Raw genomic sequence first — 17584 nt, forward strand, 5'->3', positions numbered from 1 at the left:
TCTAGTCCAGTGCCCGGTACTGCCGGGCGGGCGACGGCCGAGGCCGCCACCCGCCCGTGAACCGGCTGCTCAGTGCTGGGTCAGTTGTTCTTCTCGAGCTCGGCGGCCTGACGCTCGACGTCGTCGAGGCCACCACACATGAAGAAGGCCTGCTCCGGCACGTGGTCGTACTCGCCGTCGGCCACCTTGGTGAACGCCTCGATGGTGTCGGCCAGCGGCACGGTCGAGCCCTCGATGCCGGTGAACTGCTTGGCGACGTAGGTGTTCTGCGACAGGAACCGCTGGATGCGACGGGCGCGGCCGACGAGGATCTTGTCCTCCTCGGAGAGCTCGTCGATGCCGAGGATGGCGATGATGTCCTGGAGCTCCTTGTAGCGCTGCAGGATCGACTTCACCCGGACCGCGGTGCTGTAGTGCTCCTGGGTCACGTAGCGCGGGTCGAGGATCCGGCTGGTCGAGGCCAGCGGGTCCACGGCCGGGTAGATGCCCATGGACGCGATCGGACGGGACAGCTCGGTCGTCGCGTCGAGGTGGGCGAAGGTGGTCGCCGGAGCCGGGTCGGTGTAGTCGTCAGCCGGCACGTAGATCGCCTGCATCGAGGTGATCGAGTGACCACGGGTCGAGGTGATCCGCTCCTGCAGCACACCCATCTCGTCGGCCAGCGTCGGCTGGTAGCCCACGGCGGAGGGCATGCGCCCCAGCAGCGTGGAGACCTCGGAGCCGGCCTGGGTGAACCGGAAGATGTTGTCGATGAACAGCAGCACGTCCTGCTTCTGCACGTCGCGGAAGTACTCCGCCATCGTCAGGGCGGACAGGGCCACGCGCAGGCGGGTGCCCGGCGGCTCGTCCATCTGACCGAACACGAGGGCGGTCTGGCCGAGTACGCCGGCCTCCTCCATCTCGACGATCAGGTCGTTGCCCTCACGGGTGCGCTCACCCACACCGGCGAAGACCGAGACACCACCGTGGTCGCGGGCGACCCGGGCGATCATCTCCTGGATCAGCACGGTCTTGCCGACACCGGCTCCACCGAACAGACCGATCTTGCCACCCTGCACGTAGGGGGTGAGCAGGTCGATGACCTTGATGCCGGTCTCGAACATCTGGGTCTTGGACTCCAGCTGGTCGAACGCGGGCGCCTTGCGGTGGATGCCCCACCGCTCGGTGATCTCGAGGGTCTCGCCCTCGGGCAGGTCCAGGACGTCACCGGTCGCGTTGAACACGTGACCCAGGGTCACGTCGCCCACGGGGACGGTGATCGGGCCACCGGTGTCCCGGACGGGCGCGCCGCGGACCAGTCCGTCGGTCGGCTGCAGGGAGATGGCGCGGACCATACTGTCGCCGATGTCGAGGGCGACCTCGAGGTTCAGCGTCTTGGTCTCGCCGTTGAGCTCGACCTCGGTCTTCAGGAGGTTGTACATCTGGGGGATCTGCCCCGGGGGGAACTCGATGTCGACGACGGGGCCGATGATGCGGGCCAGACGACCGACGCCGCCCTGACCCTGCTGGGTGTCCGTCTCGTTCACGGTTGCAGTCATGGTGGAGTGCTTCCTTCTCACTTGGCGTCGGCGAGGGCGCTGGCGCCACTCACGATCTCGCTGATCTCTTGGGTGATTTCGGCCTGGCGCGCCTGGTTGGCCAGTCGGGTGTAGGTCTTCAGGAGCTCATCGGCGTTATCGGTCGCCGACTTCATCGCGCGCTGGCGGGCCGCGAGCTCGGAGGCAGCCGCCTGCAGGAGCGCGTTGTAGATGCGGGAGGTGACGTACTGCGGGAGCAGCGCGTCCAGCACCTCGGGACCGTTCGGCTCGAACTCGTAGAGCGGGAAGAGGTCCTCCTCGCTGGCCGCCTCCTCGGCATCCACGACCTCCAGCGGGAGCAGGCGCACGACCTGCACCTCCTGGGTGACCATGTTGATGAACTGCGTGTAGACGATGTGGATCTCGTCCACGCCGCCGTCCTCCGCGCCCCTGATGAAGTCCGCGGTCAGCCGCTCACCGATCTCCTTGGCGACCTCGTAGGTCGGAGCGTCGGTGAAGCCGGTCCAAGACTCCTCGAAGGTGCGCTGCCGGAACCGGAAGTACCCCTCGGCCTTGCGGCCGGTGAGGTAGGGCACGACCTCGCGCCCCTCGTCCTGCAGCAGCTCGCGCAGGGCCTCGCTCCGCTTGAGGACGTTCGCCGAGTAGGCGCCGGCCAGACCGCGGTCGCTGGTGATGATCAGGACCCCGGCCCTGGTGGGGTTCTCCCGCTCCAGCGTGAGCGGGTGGTCGACGTCGGAGAAGGTGGCCACGGCGGAGACGGCGCGGGTGATCGCCCGGGCGTACGGCGTGGTCTGCACGACCCGCTCGCGCGCCTTGGTCACGCGGGAGGTCGCGATGAGCTCCATCGCCCGGGTGATCTTCTTCATCGACTGGACGGACCGGCTCTTCTGGCGGTAGATCCGCTGCTGGGCTCCCATGCCTCGCCTCTCTCTTCAGCCGTATCTGGTGGTGGGTGGGCCTGCCGCGCGACCGTGCTCCGGTCGCGCGGCCGGCGGTCAGCGCTTCTGGCGCTGGATCTGCTCCTGGTTGACGTCCTCGACCTCGAGGGCGTCACGGTTCTCGTCGTCCTCGTTGCTGCCCGGCTGGATGCCGCCCTCGCCGGAGGCCCGGAACTGGTCCTTGAACGCCTTCATGCTCGACTCGAGGGCCGCGCTCGTGTCGTCGCCGAGCTTGCCGGTCTCGCGGATCCCGGCGAGCAGGTCGGCGTTCTCCCGGCGTAGGTAGTCCACGAACTCGCGCTCGAAGCGGCGGATGTCCGCGACGGCGACGGAGTCCAATTCACCGGTGGTGCCGGCCCAGATGATGGCGACCTGCTCCTCGACGGGGATCGGCGAGGACTGCGGCTGCTTGAGCAGCTCCACCATGCGGGCGCCACGCTCCAGCTGGGCGCGCGAGGCGGCGTCCAGGTCGGAGGCGAACATGGCGAACGCCTCCATCTCACGGAACTGCGCCAGGTCCACCTTGAGTCGTCCGGAGACGCTCTTCATGGCCTTGACCTGCGCGGCACCGCCGACGCGGGACACGGAGACACCCACGTCGATCGCGGGACGGACGTCGGAGTTGAACAGGTCCGCCTGCAGGTAGATCTGGCCGTCGGTGATGGAGATGACGTTCGTCGGGATGTAGGCCGACACGTCACCGGCCTTGGTCTCGATGATCGGCAGACCGGTCATCGACCCGGCGCCCATGTCGTCGGACAGCTTGGCGCAGCGCTCGAGCAGCCGGCTGTGCAGGTAGAAGACGTCGCCCGGGTAGGCCTCACGGCCCGGCGGGCGGCGCAGCAGCAGCGAGACGGCGCGGTAGGCCTCGGCCTGCTTGGACAGGTCGTCGAAGACGATCAGGACGTGCTTGCCCTGGTACATCCAGTGCTGGCCGATGGCCGAGCCGGTGTAGGGCGCGAGGTACTTGAAGCCGGCCGGGTCGGAGGCCGGGGCCGCGACGATGGTGGTGTAGTCCATCGCGCCGCCCTCCTCGAGGGTGCTGCGGACCGAGGCGATGGTCGAGCCCTTCTGACCGATCGCGACGTAGACGCACAGGACCTGCTTGTCCGGGTCACCGGACTCCCAGTTCTGCTTCTGGTTGAGGATCGTGTCGATGGCGACGGTGGTCTTGCCGGTCTGCCGGTCACCGATGATCAGCTGGCGCTGGCCGCGGCCGACGGGGATCATCGCGTCGATCGCCTTGATGCCGGTCTGCAGCGGCTCGTGCACCGACTTGCGCTGCATGACGCCGGGGGCCTGCAGCTCCAGGACACGGCGTCCCTCGGAGGCGATCTCGCCCATGCCGTCGATCGGGTTGCCCAGCGGGTCGACGACGCGACCCAGGTAACCGTCACCGACCGGCACCGAGAGGACCTCGCCGGTCCGCTTGACCTGCTGGCCCTCGTCGATGCCGGCGAACTCGCCGAGCACGACGACGCCGATGTCGTGGACATCGAGGTTCAGCGCCAGACCGAGCGTGCCGTCCTCGAACTCGAGCAGCTCGTTGGTCATGGCCGAGGGCAGGCCCTCGACGTGGGCGATGCCGTCACCGGCATCGATCACGCGCCCGACCTCCTCGCGGGAGGCTGCCGTGGGCTCGTAGGACTGGACGAAATTGTCCAGTGCGTCCCGGATCTCGTCCGGACGGATCGTCAGCTCCGTCATCATCTTCTCCTCGTATGCGGCCCGGTCCGGGCCCGTGCTGGTGGTCTCTGGGGGGTGGTGGGTCAGCTGGTCATCCTGCGCCGCGCCTCGTCGAGGCGGGTCAGGACCGTGCCGTCGATGACCTCGTCACCGATGACGACACGAATGCCACCGACCACCGTGGGGTCGACGACTTCGTTGGTGCGCACGGCCCGGTCGTAGTGCGTGCTGAGGGCGTGCGTGAGCCGGTCGCGCTGCTGCTCCGTGAGCGGCACCGCGGTCGTGACCGTAGCCGTCAGCTGCTCCTGGCGGCTGGCCGCGATCGCGAGATAACCCTCGATGGCGTGGTCGAACCGGGTGCTGCGGTGCGTCGCGGCCAGCTCGGCCAGGCGCACCGTCTCCGGGGCGGACCTGCCCTCGAGCAGGGTGCGCACCATCTGGGACTTGGACTCCGCGGGCGCCCGCCGGTCGGTCAGCGCCGAGCGGAGCTCGCCGGTGCCGTCCACGATGCGCCCGAAGCGGAAGAGCTCGTCCTCGACCTGGGACAGCCGGCCGGCCGCCTCGGCCTGGGCCAGGATCGCCTCGATGCCGAAGGACTCCAGGGTGGCGGTGAGGTCGCCCTCGGACGCCCAGCGCTGGGCGGCGATGGTGGCCGCCAGGCGCTGCGCGGGCTCACTGACCTTGCCGCCGAGGAGCCGGTTGACCAGCTCTGCCTTCTCGGCGCCCTCCCGCGACGGGTCAGCCAGCGCGCGGCGGAGCACCGCGTTTCCGCTCACCACACCGGTCACCTGGATCAGCTCCTCGCCCAGGCGGCCGCGGTCGGTGTCCTGGCCGAGCACCTGCGAGAGGACCTCGCGGGACTCGGCGAGAGCCGAACGGGACGCGCCCTGCATCAGTGCCCCTGTCCCTCGGAGCCCGCCGGCTCCGAGCCGACGACCTCGGCGCGGACGTTGCCCGCCTCGAGCTCGGCCAGGAACCGGTCGACGATGCCACTCTGCCGGGCCTGGTCATCGAGGGACTCCCCCACGATCCGGCTCGCCAGGTCGGTGGAGAGCCGGCCCACGTCGCTGCGGAGGGAGACCATCGCCTGCTGGCGCTCGGCCTCGATCTGCTTGGTCGCGGTCTCGGTGATCCGGTTGGCCTCGGCCTGCGCCTGCTGCCGCATCTCGGCAATGATCGACGCGCCCTGCTCCTTGGCCTCCTCGCGGATGCGGGCAGCCTCGTCGCGCGCGTCGGCGAGCTGGGCCTTGTACTCACGCAGGGCGGCCTCGGCCTCCTGCTGCGCCTTCTCGGCCTGCTGCATACCGCCCTCGATCGCGGCGGTGCGCTCGGCATACGCCTTCTCGAGGTTGGGCACGACGAACTTGGCCACGACCCAGTACAGGATGCCGAACGCGACCAGACCGAAGATGAGCTCGGGCAGGTACGGCAGGATCGGCAGGGCCGACGCCTCCGGGTCGGATTCGGCGGCCGTGACCACCGGGACGGCGGTCAGGGTGCTAGCGGTCAGCTGCACGATGGTCTCCTCAGGGACGGTGTCACCTCAGTGAGGCGACGCCATGATCGGTCTGGTGGGTTCGGGAGAAACCAGCCGTCAAAGACGGATGAAGAAGAGCACCAGGGCGAAGATCGCGAGCGCCTCGGCGAGCGCGAAGCCCAGGATGGCGATCGGCTGGAGGATCTTCTGGGCCTCCGGCTGGCGGGCGACGCCGTTGATGTAGGCGGCGAAGATCAGACCCACGCCGATGGCCGGGCCGATGGCAGCGAGGCCGTAGCCGAGCAGTGTGATGTCACCAGTCACGTCAATCTCTTTCTGTGTGTTGTCCCGTGCGGCTGGCAGCCGCCCGGTGGCAATGGCTATTCAGTTGTTGATCAGTGCTCGTCCACCAGGGCGCCACCGATGTAGGAGGCGGCCAGGAGGACGAAGACGTAGGCCTGCAGGAACTGGACCAGCGCCTCGAAGACGGTCATCGCAAAGGCCATGATCCAGGCGGGGAGCGAGACGATGCTCAGCAGACCGCCCTGCAGGAAGAGCTCCCAGCCACCGATGATGAACACGACGAGCAGGAGGTGCCCGGCAAACATGTTGCCGAAGAGTCGCAGCGCCAGCGTGAGCGGCCGGGTCACGAAGAAGGTCAGCATCTCCAGGACCAGGATGGCCGGCTTGATCCAGCCGGGCAGGCCGGAGGGCAGCATGAACTGGAAGTAGCCGACGAAGCCGTGCTTCCGCACGCCGATCCAGTGGTAGACGATGTAGACCAACAGGGTCAGCGCGATCGGGAAGCCGATGCGGCCCATGGTCGGCATCTGGACCGGGGGGATGATGCCCATCCAGTTGTTGAACAGGATCAGCACGAACATCGTGAACAGGAACGGCACGAAGGGCAGGAAGTCCCTGCTGCCGATCATGTCGCGGGCGATGCCGTTGCGGACGAAGTTGTAGACCGCCTCGGTGCCGGCCTGGCCCTTGCTGGGGACGACCGCTGCCTTGCGGGTCGTGGCGATGAGCCACCAGGACAGCAGGCCGACGGTCAGGGCCATGACCACCATCGGGCGGGTGATCGCCAGCGTCATCTCTGAGCCGAACAGCTCGATGCTGCCGAACTTCACCAGCGGCTGCCAGAACAGCGAGGGGTCCGGCGGGAAGTGGCTCTCGCCCTCGGCCATAGGCAGCAGCATCGCCGCGGTCGGGCTCACAGGTTCTCCTCAGTCGTGCTCGGGCGGGTGTTCGGGGCAGCGCCGCATCGCGGCGGCAGGGGCCAACTCGCGGGGGACGTCATGACGTACCGTACCGGTTCCAGATGACGTACATGGACAGGGCCATCCCCGCCAGCAGGCCGATGACGATGAAAAACGTCAGGTCGAGCCAGCGGTCGAGGAGGAAGCCGGTGCCGCCGCCCAGCAGGGGGCCGGCGAGCAGGTAGGCGATCACATCGGTGGCGATGTTGGTCTGGGCTGCGTAGCCCGGAGTGTGCTCGGGCTCCGTCGGACGCTCGGGCTGCTCGGTCATGGGTGCGCTCCCCGCTTCGGCTCGCGACATCATCGCACCTCCGGGGTGTCGGGGTCACCCTCGTCGCCGAAGACCAGCTGACGGGACCCGGTGTAGCCGATGACGGTGCCGACCTGGAACGTCAGCCCGGCTGCCAGGAAGCCGAGGCCCAGCGGCAGCATGTCGACCCAGCCGACGCGGGAGAGCAGGTAGAGCACCGCGAAGCCGACGACGAGCTGCAGGCCCAGCAGGGCGAAGGCGCCGGCCATGGTGGCGTAGGCGGGACCGGCGACGACGCCGGTGATGCCGGCGAGGCCCGCCAGGAAGATGCCCACCCCGATGGTGCCGCCGAGGAGGGCGGAGAGGCCGGCCCACTCGTCGCGCACCGCCCAGGCGATCACACCGGCCAGCAGTGCGGTCACCAGCCCGGGGAGCAGCGCGAAGGTGACCATCCGCCGCCGCACGGAGCCACGCGCACGCCGGGGGCGTGGCCGGGGGCTGCGGCTGGCTGGCATCGGCTTCCTCACTGGTGGTAGCGGGCGTCGGTGCTTCTCAGAGTCGTCGCGAGACGCACGTCGAAGTGCTTGTGAAAGTTATCACAAGCACCCCGCGGACACCTAGCCGAGAGCCCTGCCCGCCCCGGTGACCTTGCTCACGGGACGGTGCCGCGGCGTCCAGGCTGCCAGGTGAGCACGGCGGCAACGACCAGCAGCGCCACCAGCACGATGGCCGTGAGGAGCGGCGGGAAGAACGCGAACGAGACGGCCCCGACGGCCAGCAGCGCGGACCACAGGTACATCAGGCCCACGGCGCGGCGGTGGCTGTGCCCGATTTTCAGCAGCTGGTGGTGCAGGTGGTGTGCGTCCGGCTTCCACGGCAGGTCACCCCGGCGGGTGCGTCGCACCACGGCGAGCAGCATGTCCAGGATCGGCAGCGCCATGATCGCCACCGGGAGGAACAGCGGCAGCAGGAAGGCCGTGGTGGCCGACGTGGCCGCCACGCTCGAGCTCGGGTCGACGCTGCCGGTCATGGAGATCGTCGCGGCGGCGAGCAGCAGACCGAGCAGCAGGGCACCGGCGTCGCCCATGAACAGCCGGGCCGGGTGGAAGTTGTGGGGCAGGAACCCCAGGCAGCAGCCCATGAGCGCGGCGGTGATGAAGGTGGCGGTGGTGAACACGTTGGGCGGGTCGAAGTCGTGGCTGACCAGGTAGCTCCAGGCGAAGAAGGCGCCCGCGGAGATGAACACCACCCCGGCCGCCAGCCCGTCCAGGCCGTCGACGAAGTTCACCGCGTTGGTCGAGACGACGACGATGAGGATGGTGAGGGTGACCAGCACCGGCTCGGGCAGGACCGTCACCCCGAAGACCGGGATCGACAGCAGCTGGACGCCGAAGAAGGCCATCACACCACCGGCCAGCACCTGCCCCGCCAGCTTGGTCAGCCAGTCCAGGTCCCGGACGTCATCGATCGCGCCCAGCACGGTGATGATCCCGGCCCCCAGCAGCACGCCGTACAGCTCCTGGCCGGCGAACAGGCCGGACAGGTAGGGCAGCTGGCTCCCGACGGCGACGGCCGCGGCGAAGCCGAGGAACATCCCCACCCCACCCAGCCGGGGGATGGGCACGGAGTGCACGTCCCGCGCCCGGACCGGGGTCACCGCACCGATCGCGAAGGCGAGCCAGCGGACCAGGGTCGTGGCGGCATACGTGAAGACCGCGGCCACCAGCAGCACGAGGAGGTATTCGCGCACCGCTCACCCCACTGTCGTCACGGAGGCGGCCGTATGCCGCAGCCCGGGTCGGTCTGCGGGCCCGGTCAGGGCGCCGGGTAGGCCGGGTAGCTGGCGAGCAGCTCGGTCACCTCGGCGCGGATCGCGCGGGCCCCCTCGTGCTCCGGGTCACCGTCGGTCGTGGTGACCGCCCGGTGGATCATGTCCGCGATCTGGTCCATCTGCTCGGTGCCCATGCCCTGGGTGGTGACCGAGGGCGAGCCGACGCGGATGCCCGAGGCGATGTTGGGCTTCTCGGGGTCGAAGGGGATCGCGTTCTTGTTGAGCACGATCCCTGCGGCGTCACACCGGGTCTCGGCGTCGATGCCGGTCACGCCGACACCCTGTAGGTCGTGCAGGGACAGGTGCGTGTCGGTGCCGCCGGTGATCGGGCGGATGCCGCGCTCGCCCAGGCCGCCGGCCAGGGCCTGGGCATTGGCGATGACCTGCTGGGCGTAGTCCTGGTAGGCCGGCGTGGCGCACTCGGCGAAGTTGACCGCCTTGGCGGCGACGTTGTTCATCAGCGGGCCGCCCTGCATCATCGGGAAGACGGCGCGGTCGATCTTGGCGGCGTGCTCCTCACGGCAGACGATCGCCCCGCCGCGGGGGCCGCGCAGCACCTTGTGGGTGGTGAAGCTCACCACGTCGGCGTAGGGCACCGGCGACGGGATCGCCTGTCCCGCAACGAGGCCGATGAAGTGCGCGGCGTCCACCCAGAAGATCGCGCCGACCTCGTCGGCGATGGCCCGGAAGCGCTCGAAGTCGATGAGCCGCGGGATCGCCGAGCCGCCCGCGAGGATCATCTTCGGCCGGTGCTCCTTGGCGAGCGCCTCCACCTGGTCGTAGTCGATGTCCTCGGTCTCCTGGTCCACGCCGTAGTGCACGGCGTTGAACCACTTGCCGGAGAAGGACACCGAGAAGCCGTGGGTCAGGTGGCCGCCGTGGGCCAGGGACATCGCCAGCACGGTGTCGCCCGGCTTGGTGAACGCGCCGTAGACCGCGAGGTTGGCGCTCGCGCCGGAGTGCGGCTGGACGTTGGCGTGGTCGGCACCGAAGAGCGCCTTGGCCCGCTCGACGGCGAGCACCTCGGCCTTGTCGACCTCGGCGCAGCCGCCGTAGTAGCGACGGCCCGGGTAGCCCTCGGCGTACTTGTTGCTCAGGGTGGAGCCCATGGCCGCCATCACCGCCGGCGAGGTCTGGTTCTCGCTGGCGATCAGCTGGATGCCCGCTCGCTGTCGGTCCAGCTCGCTGACCAGGATCCCCGCGACCTCCGGGTCCTGCTCGAGGAGCTGGGCGTAGCTCGGTCCGTAGTAGGTGTTGGCGTCGACCTCGGTGCTCATAGCGTCACTGTAGTGAATCCGGCGCGGCCACGATCTGGAGGCCTCCCGCGGGCACCGGCAACCCACTGGGCCGGATCCCGGTGACGGACAGCGGATCGATGCGTCCCACGCTGCCGCCGGGGCCCTCTGCGGGGGTGTCCGCCGGGTCGTCCGACGCGTCCGGGCTCCCGGTGGCGGGCGGCGCGTCGTGCAGGACCGTGGTGCCCAGCACCTCACGCAACCGGTCGGCGGGGATCGCGCCGTGCCGCAGCACCACCGGCTCCTCCCCCGTGCAGTCGACGATCGTGGAGGCCAGGCTCTCCGCCCGGGTGCCGCCGTCGAGATAGAGCGAGACGGCGCCGCCGAGCTGGTCCTGGGCCTCCTGCGCCGTGGTCGCCGGCGGTTGCCCCGTGACGTTGGCGCTGGTGACGGCCATGGGGCCGACCTCGGACAGCAGCTTGAGGGTGAGCAGGTCGTCGGGCATCCGCAGGGCGACGGTGCCGTTGGTCTCCCCCAGGTCCCAGTCGAGGGTCGGCTGCGCGCGCACGACGATGGTGAGGGCGCCGGGCCAGAACGCCCGGATGAGGATCTTGGCGTACATCGGTGGGTCCGTGGCCAACCCGTCGACCGTCCGGGTGCTCGGCACGAGGACGGGTGGGGGCATCTCGCGGCCGCGGTGCTTGGCGGCGAGCACCATGGCCACGGCCACCCGGTCGAAGGCGTCGGCACCGACGCCGTAGACGGTGTCGGTGGGCAGCACGACCACCTTGCCCGCGCGGACGACGGCAGCCGCCTGCTCGAGGGCCTGCTCCTCGGTGTCCGGGTCAGTGGCGTCAACGATCACGGGTCCAGTTTCCCACGTCGTCGCCGGCGTGCGGTGCCACCTCTGCGGCGGCGGTGTCACCGCCCTCTGTCAGGATCCTCGGTATGCCGACGCTCACCGACCAGCACCTCTCACCGGCGGAGGTCGACCAGCTGGTCGACTCCGGTGAGCCGGTCGAGCTGGTGCGGTGCGACCTGTCGGGGCTGCGGGTGCGCGACGCGGACCTGGACGACGTCGTGTTCACCGACTGCGTGCTCGATGGTGCGGACCTGACCGGGTCGCGGCTGTCCGGTGCCGCCCTCCGCGGAGGCAGCGCGACCTGGGTCCGGCTGGAGCGCTGCGACCTCACCGACGCGCGGTTCGAGCGGGTCGACCTGTCCGGTGCGGTGCTCAGCGGTGCGCTGCTGACCGACGCCGAGTTCCGCAGCTGCCGGATGACGGGCGCCAGGGTCGAGGACACCCGCGGCCTCGGGTTCCTCCTGCTGGGGTGCAACGCCTACGGGGCCGAGCTGCCCGGCGCGGTGCTGTCCCGCCGCACGCACACCGGCACCCGGTTCACCGAGGCCAACCTGGCCGGCGCGGACCTGCGCGAGGCGGTGCTGGACGGGTGCGTCCTGCTCCACGCGGACCTGACCGGGGCGACCCTGACGGGCGCCGACCTGCGCGGCGCGGACCTGGGTCCGTGCACCCGCGAGCGACTCGACGCCCTGGCCGGCGCGGTCCTCTCCACCAGCCAGGCGGTCGCGGCCCTGCAGGACCTGACAGGGGCCGTCGTCACGGACTGACCGTGCCGGTCCCGTGGCCGTTCCCGCGCCCCGAATCTGGCCCAGAACCCGCACTGACCAGGGCAGACACCCACACTTGCGATCTCGACAGGACAACTTCTCCCACCATGGCTAGCGTGAGTGGTTGAAACGCGTCAGGTCTCCCCACCAGGGGAGAACGCGACAGCCTAGGAGGTAGTCACATGCGTGGAAGTGGACTCATCTGGACGATCGTCGGGATCCTGCTGATCATCGCCCTGCTGATCTGGATCTTCTAGACGCCGCACCTGAGCTGGCCCCGAGCCAGTGACCACCTGCCGGCCGTCAGCCTGACAACCTGACTCCGACACGAGGGGCCCCGGCACGCGCCGGGGCCCGTTCTCGTGGCCGCGTCAGCGGGCGCGGACCGCGCGGGTCACCCGCGGCAGCCCGGTCAGGTCCGGGTGGTCGGCGACGTCGCCCCAGGCGCCGGTCGCACGCAGGCGCCGCACCAGGGCCTCCCCCTGCACGTCGGCGTGCTCCATCAGCAGCACACCGCCCGGCACCAGCAGCTCCGCGGCGCGCGCGGCGACGGCGAGCGGGACGGCCAGCCCGTCCTCGCCACCGCCGTAGAGCGCCACCTCCGGGTCGTGGTCGCGCACCTCAGGGTCGACGGGCACGCTCCCCGGCGGGATGTAGGGCGGGTTGCTCAGCACGACGTCCACGCGCCCGCGCAGCTCCTCGAACGCCGAGGACGCGTCCCCGAGGCGCAGGTCCACCGACAGAGCGGTCGCGGCGACGTTGGCCGCGGCCCAGGCGTGGGCGTCCTCGGACAGCTCCACGGCGTGCACCCGGGCCGTGGGCCACTCGTCCGCGACGGCCAGGGCGATCGCGCCGCTGCCGGTGCACAGGTCGACGACGACCGGGGACTCTCCCGCCCCGCGCAACGCGTCGAGCGCCAGGTCGACCAGCACCTCGGTCTCCGGCCGGGGCACGAAGACTCCCGGCCCGACGCGCAGCGTCAGCCGGCGGAAGTGCGCGACCCCGGTCAGGTGCTGCAGAGGCATGCGGGAGGCGCGCTGCTCGACCAGCTGTCGGTATGCCGTGTGCTCGGCCTCGCCGACCTGCTCATCCAGGAGCAGGGCACGGCGGAGGTCGGCCACCTCCCGACCGAGGACGTGGGCCAGGAGGGTCTCGGCGTCTACCCGGGGGCTGGCCACGCCAGCCTCTGTCAGCTCGCGGGCGGCGGCCCGCACGACGTCACTCGCCGCGCGCATCGAGGCAGCCGTGGTCTCGTGACGGTCGGGGGGCGACCGCCTGTGCGGCGGTCCGATCCTCCCCAAAAATACGCACGGGGCGGTCCGACCTTCCCCAAAAATTGGTCACGGGGCGGGAGAGCCGAGGGCTGCCATCCGGGCCGCCTCGTCGGCATCGACCGCGGACTGCAGGACCGGGTCCAGGTCTCCGTCGAGCACGTGGTCGAGGTTGTAGGCCTTGAACCCGGTGCGGTGGTCGGCGATCCTGTTCTCCGGGAAGTTGTAGGTGCGGATCCGCTCGCTGCGGTCGACGGTGCGGACCTGGCTGCGGCGCTGGGCAGAGGCCTGCGCCTCCGCCTCCTCGACCGCGAGCTGGTGCAGCCGGGAGCGCAGCACACGCAGCGCGGACTCCTTGTTCTGCAGCTGGGACTTCTCGTTCTGGCACGAGACGACCAGACCCGTCGGCAGGTGGGTGATCCGCACCGCGGAGTCGGTCGTGTTGACGGACTGGCCACCCGGCCCGCTGGAGCGGAAGACGTCGATCTTGAGCTCGTTCGGGTCGAGCTCGACCTCCTCGGGATCGTCGAGATCGGGCATCACGAGCACGCCGGCGGCGGAGGTGTGGATGCGGCCCTGGCTCTCGGTGACCGGCACCCGCTGGACGCGGTGCACGCCGCCCTCGTACTTGAGCCGGGCCCAGGGCGCCTCGCCCGGCGCGGGCGTGCCGGTGGCGTGGATCGCGACGCGGACGTCCTTGTAGCCCCCGAGGTCGGACTCGGTGGCGTCCAGGAGCTCGGTCTTCCAGGACCGCCGCTCGGCATAACGCAGGTACATCCGCAGCAGGTCACCGGCGAACAGCGCCGACTCCTCGCCGCCCTCCCCGGCCTTGACCTCGAGGATCACGTCACGGTCGTCGTCCGGGTCGCGCGGCACCAGCAGCCGCCGCAGGTGGTCGGCCGCCGCGGCCTCGCGCTCCCGCATCGCCGGCAGCTCGGCCGCAATCGACTCGTCCTCGGCCGCCATCTCGGCAGCCACCTCGACGTCCCCCCGGGCCTCCTGCCACTCCCGGAACGCCGCGATGGTGGGCGACAGGGCGGCATACCGCTTGTTCAGCCGGCGGAGCGCGGTGGGGTCGGCGTGCGTCGCCGGGTCCGCCAGCTGCGCCTCGATGCCGGAGAACTCCTCGAGCAGCGGCGCCACCGCGCCGGCGTCCACCTCGACCACGTCTCTCCCAGTTCTTGTCTTCGACCCCGCGACGGAATGAGCAAGCGCCGGCCCCACGACTGCTGTCGCGAAACCGGCGCTGCGAGGGTGCTACTTGCTCTCGGCCTTCTTGCCGTAGCGCTCCTGGAAGCGGGCCACCCGGCCACCGGTGTCCAGGATCTTCTGCTTGCCCGTGTAGAACGGGTGGCACTGGGAGCACACGTCGGCGTGGATCGAGCCGGACGGAGCGGTGCTGCGCGTGGTGAACTGCGCGCCGCAGTTACAGGTCACCCGGGTCTCGTGGTACTCGGGGTGGATGTTCTTCTTCACGGATTCTCCTCGCAGGTGGCGGATCCCCGGGTCGGCACGCGGTCTGCGCGCCGTGAACCGGTGGGCCAAGGGGTGATTCTGCCAGATTCGGCAGCCTCGTCATAACCGGCGGGAGACCCCGGCTATTCCCGGGTCGGTCACCGCCTGGCACGACGGGGATCGTATGCCGAGGGCCCGGTGAGCCTTTAGGGCTCGCCGCCGGGGCCTACGGTAGTCCTATGAGCACCGACGCCGACCACGGTCAGCACCACGACCACCCGGAGTTCAGCGAGCTCTCCCCGATGGACGCCCGCGTCCGGGCGCTGGAGACCCTGCTGACCGAGAAGGGGCTGGTCGACCCTGCGGCGCTCGACGCGGTCGTGGAGCGCTACGAGACCGAGGTCGGGCCGCACAACGGAGCCCAGGTGGTGGCGAGGGCGTGGGCCGACCCGGCCTACCGCGAGTGGCTGCTGAAGGACGCCACGGCCGCGATCGCCTCCCTCGGCCACGTGGGCCGGCAGGGCGAGCACATGGTCGCCGTGGAGAACACCCCCGAGCGGCACAACATGGTCGTCTGCACCCTGTGTTCCTGTTATCCGTGGCCGGTGCTCGGGTTGCCGCCGGTCTGGTACAAGGCACCGGCCTACCGCTCCAAGGCGGTGATCGACCCGCGCGGCGTGCTCGCCGACTTCGGTGTCACCCTGCCCGACGACACGGAGATCAAGGTGTGGGACTCGACCGCGGAGGTGCGCTATCTCGTGATCCCCCGTCGCCCCGAGGGCACCGAGGACCTCACCGTGGACGAGCTCGCGGCCCTCGTCACCCGCGACTCCATGATCGGCACGGGCCTGGCCCGGTCTCCCGAGCGGGTCACGCCGTGAACGGCGTGCACGACCTCGGGGGCCTGCAGTCCTTCGGGCCGGTGCTCCCCGAACAGGACGAGCCGGTCTTCCACGAGGAGTGGGAGCGCCGCGCCCTCGCGATCACCCTCGCCCTCGGCGCGCTGGGGCAGTGGAACATCGACCAGAGCAGGCACGCGCGCGAGAGCCTGCCGCCGGCGACCTACCTGTCCAGCAGCTACTACGAGATCTGGGTGCGCGGCCTCGAGGTCCTCATGGCAGGCACCGGGATGCTCGAGCAGGACGGCCTGCGGGCGCGGACCGGCGCGGAGCTGCTGGCCGGCGTCTCCGCGCAGGGAAGCTACGAGCGACCCACGGAGCGCGAGCCCCGGTATGCCGTGGGGCAGCGTGTGCGCGCCCGTGACCTCAATCCGGTGGGCCACACGCGACTCCCACGGTATGCGCGGGGTCGGGTGGGGACGGTCGTTGCCGTGCGCGGAGCGCACGTCTTCCCCGACCGCAACGCGGCGACGCTGGGCCAGCTCCCGGACCAGGAACCGGAGTGGCTCTACACCGTCGACTTCACCGGGCGGGAGCTGTGGGGCGAGGACGCCGACCCGACGCTGACGGTGTCGGTTGACGCCTGGGAGCCCTACCTGCAGGACGTGACCGGGGAGGCCGCATGACGACCGCCGCCGAGTCGCTGCGGCAGATCGCGGCCGCCTGCGGGGACGCGCTGCCGCTGCCGCCGCGCGGGGATGAGCAGGTCTTCGTCGCGCCCTGGCAGGCACAGGTCTTCGCGATGACCATCGTGCTGCACGAGCGGGGCGTCTTCACGTGGCCCGAGTGGGCCTCGGCCCTGGGCCGCCACGTGGCCACCGGCGCGCCGGACGGCAGTGACTACTACGACTGCTGGGCCGCCGCCCTGCAGGACGTCCTCGCTGAGGGCGGCATCGCCTCGGTGGACGACGTGGAGCGCACCACCCAGGCGTGGCACGACGCCGCAGCGAGAACGCCCCACGGGCGACCGATCACGTTGGAGGGCTGAGCCGAGCTGCTGCGCCACGCTCCCGCGCGTCCTCCACGAACTCCTTGCCGCTGAACGCGCCCGGGAGGCCTGACCCGGACTCGATCCTGGCCCGCAGGCTCCTGGTGATGTAGTCGGACCACGCGGTGGAGCACACGTCGTAGCACTCCACCTCGGGGCTGATCCCCACGTGGGTGAAGGTGACCTGGGTGCGGCCGCCCACCTCCCCCACGTCGAAGACGACCGTCGTGCCGGTCCACTCCTCGTGGTCCTCGGTGAACGCGAGGTAGCTGTCGGTGACGAGCCAGGCGACCCGTCGGGGCGGCTCGAACTCGGTGATCCGGAAGGCGGAGTAGTGCAGATCCGGCACGTGGTAGCTGTACTCGTCACCCAGGGCGGTGGTGCTGCCCTCGACGTCACCGGACCACCAGCTCGCGACGTCGTTGATGGCGTCGAAGGCCTGCTCGGGGGTCTGGTCCACCGAGAACGTGATCGTCAGGTCGTTTGCGTTGCTCATGAGATGGCTCCCTTGGCTGATTGGACTTGCATGATGCAACCAACCCTACGCAGTTCTGCTTGTATCACGCAAGCAAATATGTGAGGATCGGCGGCATGCTGGGCAAGACGTACGACAGTCAGGTCTGTTCGATCGCCCGCGCCCTCGAGCTCGTGGGCGAGCGATGGAGCCTGTTGATCGTCCGGGACGCGCTCTTCGCCGGTGTCACCCGCTTCTCCGACTTCCAGCACAACCTGGGCATCGCGACGAACGTGCTGCAGTCGCGGCTCGACGGGTTCGTCGAGGCGGGCCTCATGGAGCGGCACGGGCAGTCCCGGCAGCGCGACTACGTGCTGACCGAGATGGGTCGCGGCCTCGCGCCCGCGCTGGTGGCGCTCACCGAGTGGGGCGACCGCTGGGCGGCGCCCGGCGAGCCACCGATCCTGTACCGCCACGCGGGCTGCGCGGAGCCGGTCCACGCGGTGGCCCGTTGCGCCGCGCACGGTGAGCTCGCCCCCGACGACATCACGGTGGCCATCGGCCCGGGCATGCCCGCTGACTACCTCGCGGGACGACGACCGCGCCGGGACAGCACCGCGCAGCCCTCCTGACACACGTGTGGCCCGGCCCCCCCCGAGGGGAACCGGGCC

General features: G+C 70.4%; 21 protein-coding genes. 5 read left to right on the top strand and 16 right to left on the bottom strand.

Translation table 11 applies throughout. The features are described from left to right. Positions 1 to 80: 80 nt before the first annotated feature. The 12 genes from atpD to DA085_RS15180 form a co-directional block, all read right to left on the bottom strand. Entirely contained in the window at positions 81 to 1538 is a 1458-nt protein-coding gene (atpD, locus tag DA085_RS15125; protein WP_109473820.1) for a F0F1 ATP synthase subunit beta, read from the bottom strand. A 17-nt stretch (positions 1539 to 1555) separates the two neighbouring features. After that, complete coding sequence (locus tag DA085_RS15130) at positions 1556 to 2455, bottom strand: F0F1 ATP synthase subunit gamma (protein WP_109473821.1); 900 nt, start codon at positions 2453 to 2455, stop codon at positions 1556 to 1558. Between the two features lie 78 nt (positions 2456 to 2533). Further along, positions 2534 to 4183, bottom strand: a complete 1650-nt coding sequence (atpA, locus tag DA085_RS15135; RefSeq protein ID WP_109473822.1) for a F0F1 ATP synthase subunit alpha — start codon at positions 4181 to 4183, stop codon at positions 2534 to 2536. Positions 4184 to 4245: 62 nt separating this feature from the next. Next, complete coding sequence (locus DA085_RS15140; RefSeq protein WP_109473823.1) at positions 4246 to 5055, bottom strand: F0F1 ATP synthase subunit delta; 810 nt, start codon at positions 5053 to 5055, stop codon at positions 4246 to 4248. Further along, entirely contained in the window at positions 5055 to 5672 is a 618-nt protein-coding gene (locus DA085_RS15145; protein WP_419866518.1) for a F0F1 ATP synthase subunit B, read from the bottom strand. Before DA085_RS15145 ends, DA085_RS15140 begins: the two co-directional genes overlap by 1 nt. Before the next feature lie 84 nt (positions 5673 to 5756). After that, positions 5757 to 5963: an ATP synthase F0 subunit C gene (gene atpE, locus DA085_RS15150; protein WP_109473824.1), complete on the bottom strand. Its 207-nt coding sequence runs from the start codon at positions 5961 to 5963 to the stop codon at positions 5757 to 5759. 71 nt (positions 5964 to 6034) lie between these two features. Continuing rightward, positions 6035 to 6859 (bottom strand): F0F1 ATP synthase subunit A, encoded by an 825-nt coding sequence (atpB, locus tag DA085_RS15155; RefSeq protein ID WP_237565553.1) that lies wholly within the window; start codon positions 6857 to 6859, stop codon positions 6035 to 6037. Positions 6860 to 6938: 79 nt separating this feature from the next. After that, the gene (locus tag DA085_RS15160) at positions 6939 to 7172 is read right to left on the bottom strand and encodes an AtpZ/AtpI family protein (RefSeq protein ID WP_109473825.1); all 234 of its coding nucleotides are present in this window, start codon (positions 7170 to 7172) and stop codon (positions 6939 to 6941) included. 29 nt (positions 7173 to 7201) lie between these two features. Further along, positions 7202 to 7666, bottom strand: a complete 465-nt coding sequence (locus DA085_RS15165; protein ID WP_154402222.1) for a hypothetical protein — start codon at positions 7664 to 7666, stop codon at positions 7202 to 7204. Between the two features lie 137 nt (positions 7667 to 7803). Beyond that, positions 7804 to 8901, bottom strand: a complete 1098-nt coding sequence (locus DA085_RS15170; RefSeq protein WP_109473827.1) for a glycosyltransferase family 4 protein — start codon at positions 8899 to 8901, stop codon at positions 7804 to 7806. Between the two features lie 65 nt (positions 8902 to 8966). Continuing rightward, positions 8967 to 10259 carry a serine hydroxymethyltransferase gene (locus tag DA085_RS15175; protein WP_109473828.1) on the bottom strand — a complete coding sequence of 431 codons (1293 nt, stop codon included), beginning with the start codon at positions 10257 to 10259 and terminating at the stop codon, positions 8967 to 8969. Positions 10260 to 10263: 4 nt separating this feature from the next. Next, positions 10264 to 11082, bottom strand: a complete 819-nt coding sequence (locus DA085_RS15180; RefSeq protein WP_109473829.1) for an L-threonylcarbamoyladenylate synthase — start codon at positions 11080 to 11082, stop codon at positions 10264 to 10266. Between the two features lie 83 nt (positions 11083 to 11165). Here DA085_RS15180 and DA085_RS15185 point away from each other — a divergent pair, with 83 nt between their 5' ends. Then, positions 11166 to 11846, top strand: a complete 681-nt coding sequence (locus DA085_RS15185) for a pentapeptide repeat-containing protein (protein ID WP_109473830.1) — start codon at positions 11166 to 11168, stop codon at positions 11844 to 11846. 371 nt (positions 11847 to 12217) lie between these two features. Here DA085_RS15185 and prmC read toward each other — a convergent pair whose 3' ends face one another. The 3 genes from prmC to rpmE form a co-directional block, all read right to left on the bottom strand. Then, the gene (gene prmC, locus DA085_RS15190; RefSeq protein ID WP_109473831.1) at positions 12218 to 13081 is read right to left on the bottom strand and encodes a peptide chain release factor N(5)-glutamine methyltransferase; all 864 of its coding nucleotides are present in this window, start codon (positions 13079 to 13081) and stop codon (positions 12218 to 12220) included. A 105-nt stretch (positions 13082 to 13186) separates the two neighbouring features. Continuing rightward, the gene (gene prfA, locus DA085_RS15195; protein ID WP_419866516.1) at positions 13187 to 14284 is read right to left on the bottom strand and encodes a peptide chain release factor 1; all 1098 of its coding nucleotides are present in this window, start codon (positions 14282 to 14284) and stop codon (positions 13187 to 13189) included. A gap of 90 nt (positions 14285 to 14374) precedes the next feature. After that, positions 14375 to 14593, bottom strand: a complete 219-nt coding sequence (gene rpmE / locus DA085_RS15200) for a 50S ribosomal protein L31 (protein ID WP_109473832.1) — start codon at positions 14591 to 14593, stop codon at positions 14375 to 14377. 218 nt (positions 14594 to 14811) lie between these two features. On the opposite strand from rpmE, the gene nthA reads away from it, so the two are divergent. From nthA to DA085_RS15215, 3 genes are read left to right on the top strand one after another with little or no spacing between them, the layout of a single operon-like run. Continuing rightward, on the top strand, positions 14812 to 15453 hold the full coding sequence (gene nthA / locus DA085_RS15205; protein ID WP_109473833.1) for a nitrile hydratase subunit alpha: 642 nt from the start codon (positions 14812 to 14814) through the stop codon (positions 15451 to 15453). Beyond that, positions 15450 to 16097 (top strand): nitrile hydratase subunit beta, encoded by a 648-nt coding sequence (gene nthB, locus DA085_RS15210; RefSeq protein ID WP_109473834.1) that lies wholly within the window; start codon positions 15450 to 15452, stop codon positions 16095 to 16097. Before nthA ends, nthB begins: the two co-directional genes overlap by 4 nt. Then, positions 16094 to 16459, top strand: coding sequence for a nitrile hydratase accessory protein (locus DA085_RS15215; protein WP_109473835.1), 366 nt, complete (start codon positions 16094 to 16096; stop codon positions 16457 to 16459). Before nthB ends, DA085_RS15215 begins: the two co-directional genes overlap by 4 nt. On the opposite strand, the gene DA085_RS15220 is transcribed toward DA085_RS15215, so the two are convergent. After that, positions 16443 to 16955: an SRPBCC family protein gene (locus DA085_RS15220; RefSeq protein ID WP_109473836.1), complete on the bottom strand. Its 513-nt coding sequence runs from the start codon at positions 16953 to 16955 to the stop codon at positions 16443 to 16445. The genes DA085_RS15215 and DA085_RS15220 overlap by 17 nt on opposite strands. Before the next feature lie 95 nt (positions 16956 to 17050). On the opposite strand from DA085_RS15220, the gene DA085_RS15225 reads away from it, so the two are divergent. After that, positions 17051 to 17545, top strand: a complete 495-nt coding sequence (locus DA085_RS15225; RefSeq protein ID WP_109473837.1) for a winged helix-turn-helix transcriptional regulator — start codon at positions 17051 to 17053, stop codon at positions 17543 to 17545. Positions 17546 to 17584: the final 39 nt, after the last annotated feature.

This window comes from Ornithinimicrobium cavernae (assembly GCF_003121625.1).
GTDB classification, from domain to species: Bacteria; Actinomycetota; Actinomycetes; order Actinomycetales; family Dermatophilaceae; genus Ornithinicoccus; species Ornithinicoccus cavernae.

What these genes read in the sequence shown, in the direction of transcription:
- atpD (WP_109473820.1), bottom strand. Translation starts at nt 1,538, where the DNA reads ATGACTGCAACCGTGAACGAGACGGACACCCAGCAGGGTCAGGGCGGC.
- DA085_RS15225 (WP_109473837.1), top strand. Translation starts at nt 17,051, where the DNA reads ATGCTGGGCAAGACGTACGACAGTCAGGTCTGTTCGATCGCCCGCGCC.
- nthA (WP_109473833.1), top strand. Translation starts at nt 14,812, where the DNA reads ATGAGCACCGACGCCGACCACGGTCAGCACCACGACCACCCGGAGTTC.
- atpA (WP_109473822.1), bottom strand. Translation starts at nt 4,183, where the DNA reads ATGACGGAGCTGACGATCCGTCCGGACGAGATCCGGGACGCACTGGAC.
- DA085_RS15215 (WP_109473835.1), top strand. Translation starts at nt 16,094, where the DNA reads ATGACGACCGCCGCCGAGTCGCTGCGGCAGATCGCGGCCGCCTGCGGG.
- DA085_RS15165 (WP_154402222.1), bottom strand. Translation starts at nt 7,666, where the DNA reads ATGCCAGCCAGCCGCAGCCCCCGGCCACGCCCCCGGCGTGCGCGTGGC.
- DA085_RS15130 (WP_109473821.1), bottom strand. Translation starts at nt 2,455, where the DNA reads ATGGGAGCCCAGCAGCGGATCTACCGCCAGAAGAGCCGGTCCGTCCAG.
- DA085_RS15175 (WP_109473828.1), bottom strand. Translation starts at nt 10,259, where the DNA reads ATGAGCACCGAGGTCGACGCCAACACCTACTACGGACCGAGCTACGCC.
- DA085_RS15185 (WP_109473830.1), top strand. Translation starts at nt 11,166, where the DNA reads ATGCCGACGCTCACCGACCAGCACCTCTCACCGGCGGAGGTCGACCAG.
- DA085_RS15160 (WP_109473825.1), bottom strand. Translation starts at nt 7,172, where the DNA reads ATGACCGAGCAGCCCGAGCGTCCGACGGAGCCCGAGCACACTCCGGGC.
- DA085_RS15140 (WP_109473823.1), bottom strand. Translation starts at nt 5,055, where the DNA reads ATGCAGGGCGCGTCCCGTTCGGCTCTCGCCGAGTCCCGCGAGGTCCTC.
- prmC (WP_109473831.1), bottom strand. Translation starts at nt 13,081, where the DNA reads ATGCGCGCGGCGAGTGACGTCGTGCGGGCCGCCGCCCGCGAGCTGACA.
- DA085_RS15220 (WP_109473836.1), bottom strand. Translation starts at nt 16,955, where the DNA reads ATGAGCAACGCAAACGACCTGACGATCACGTTCTCGGTGGACCAGACC.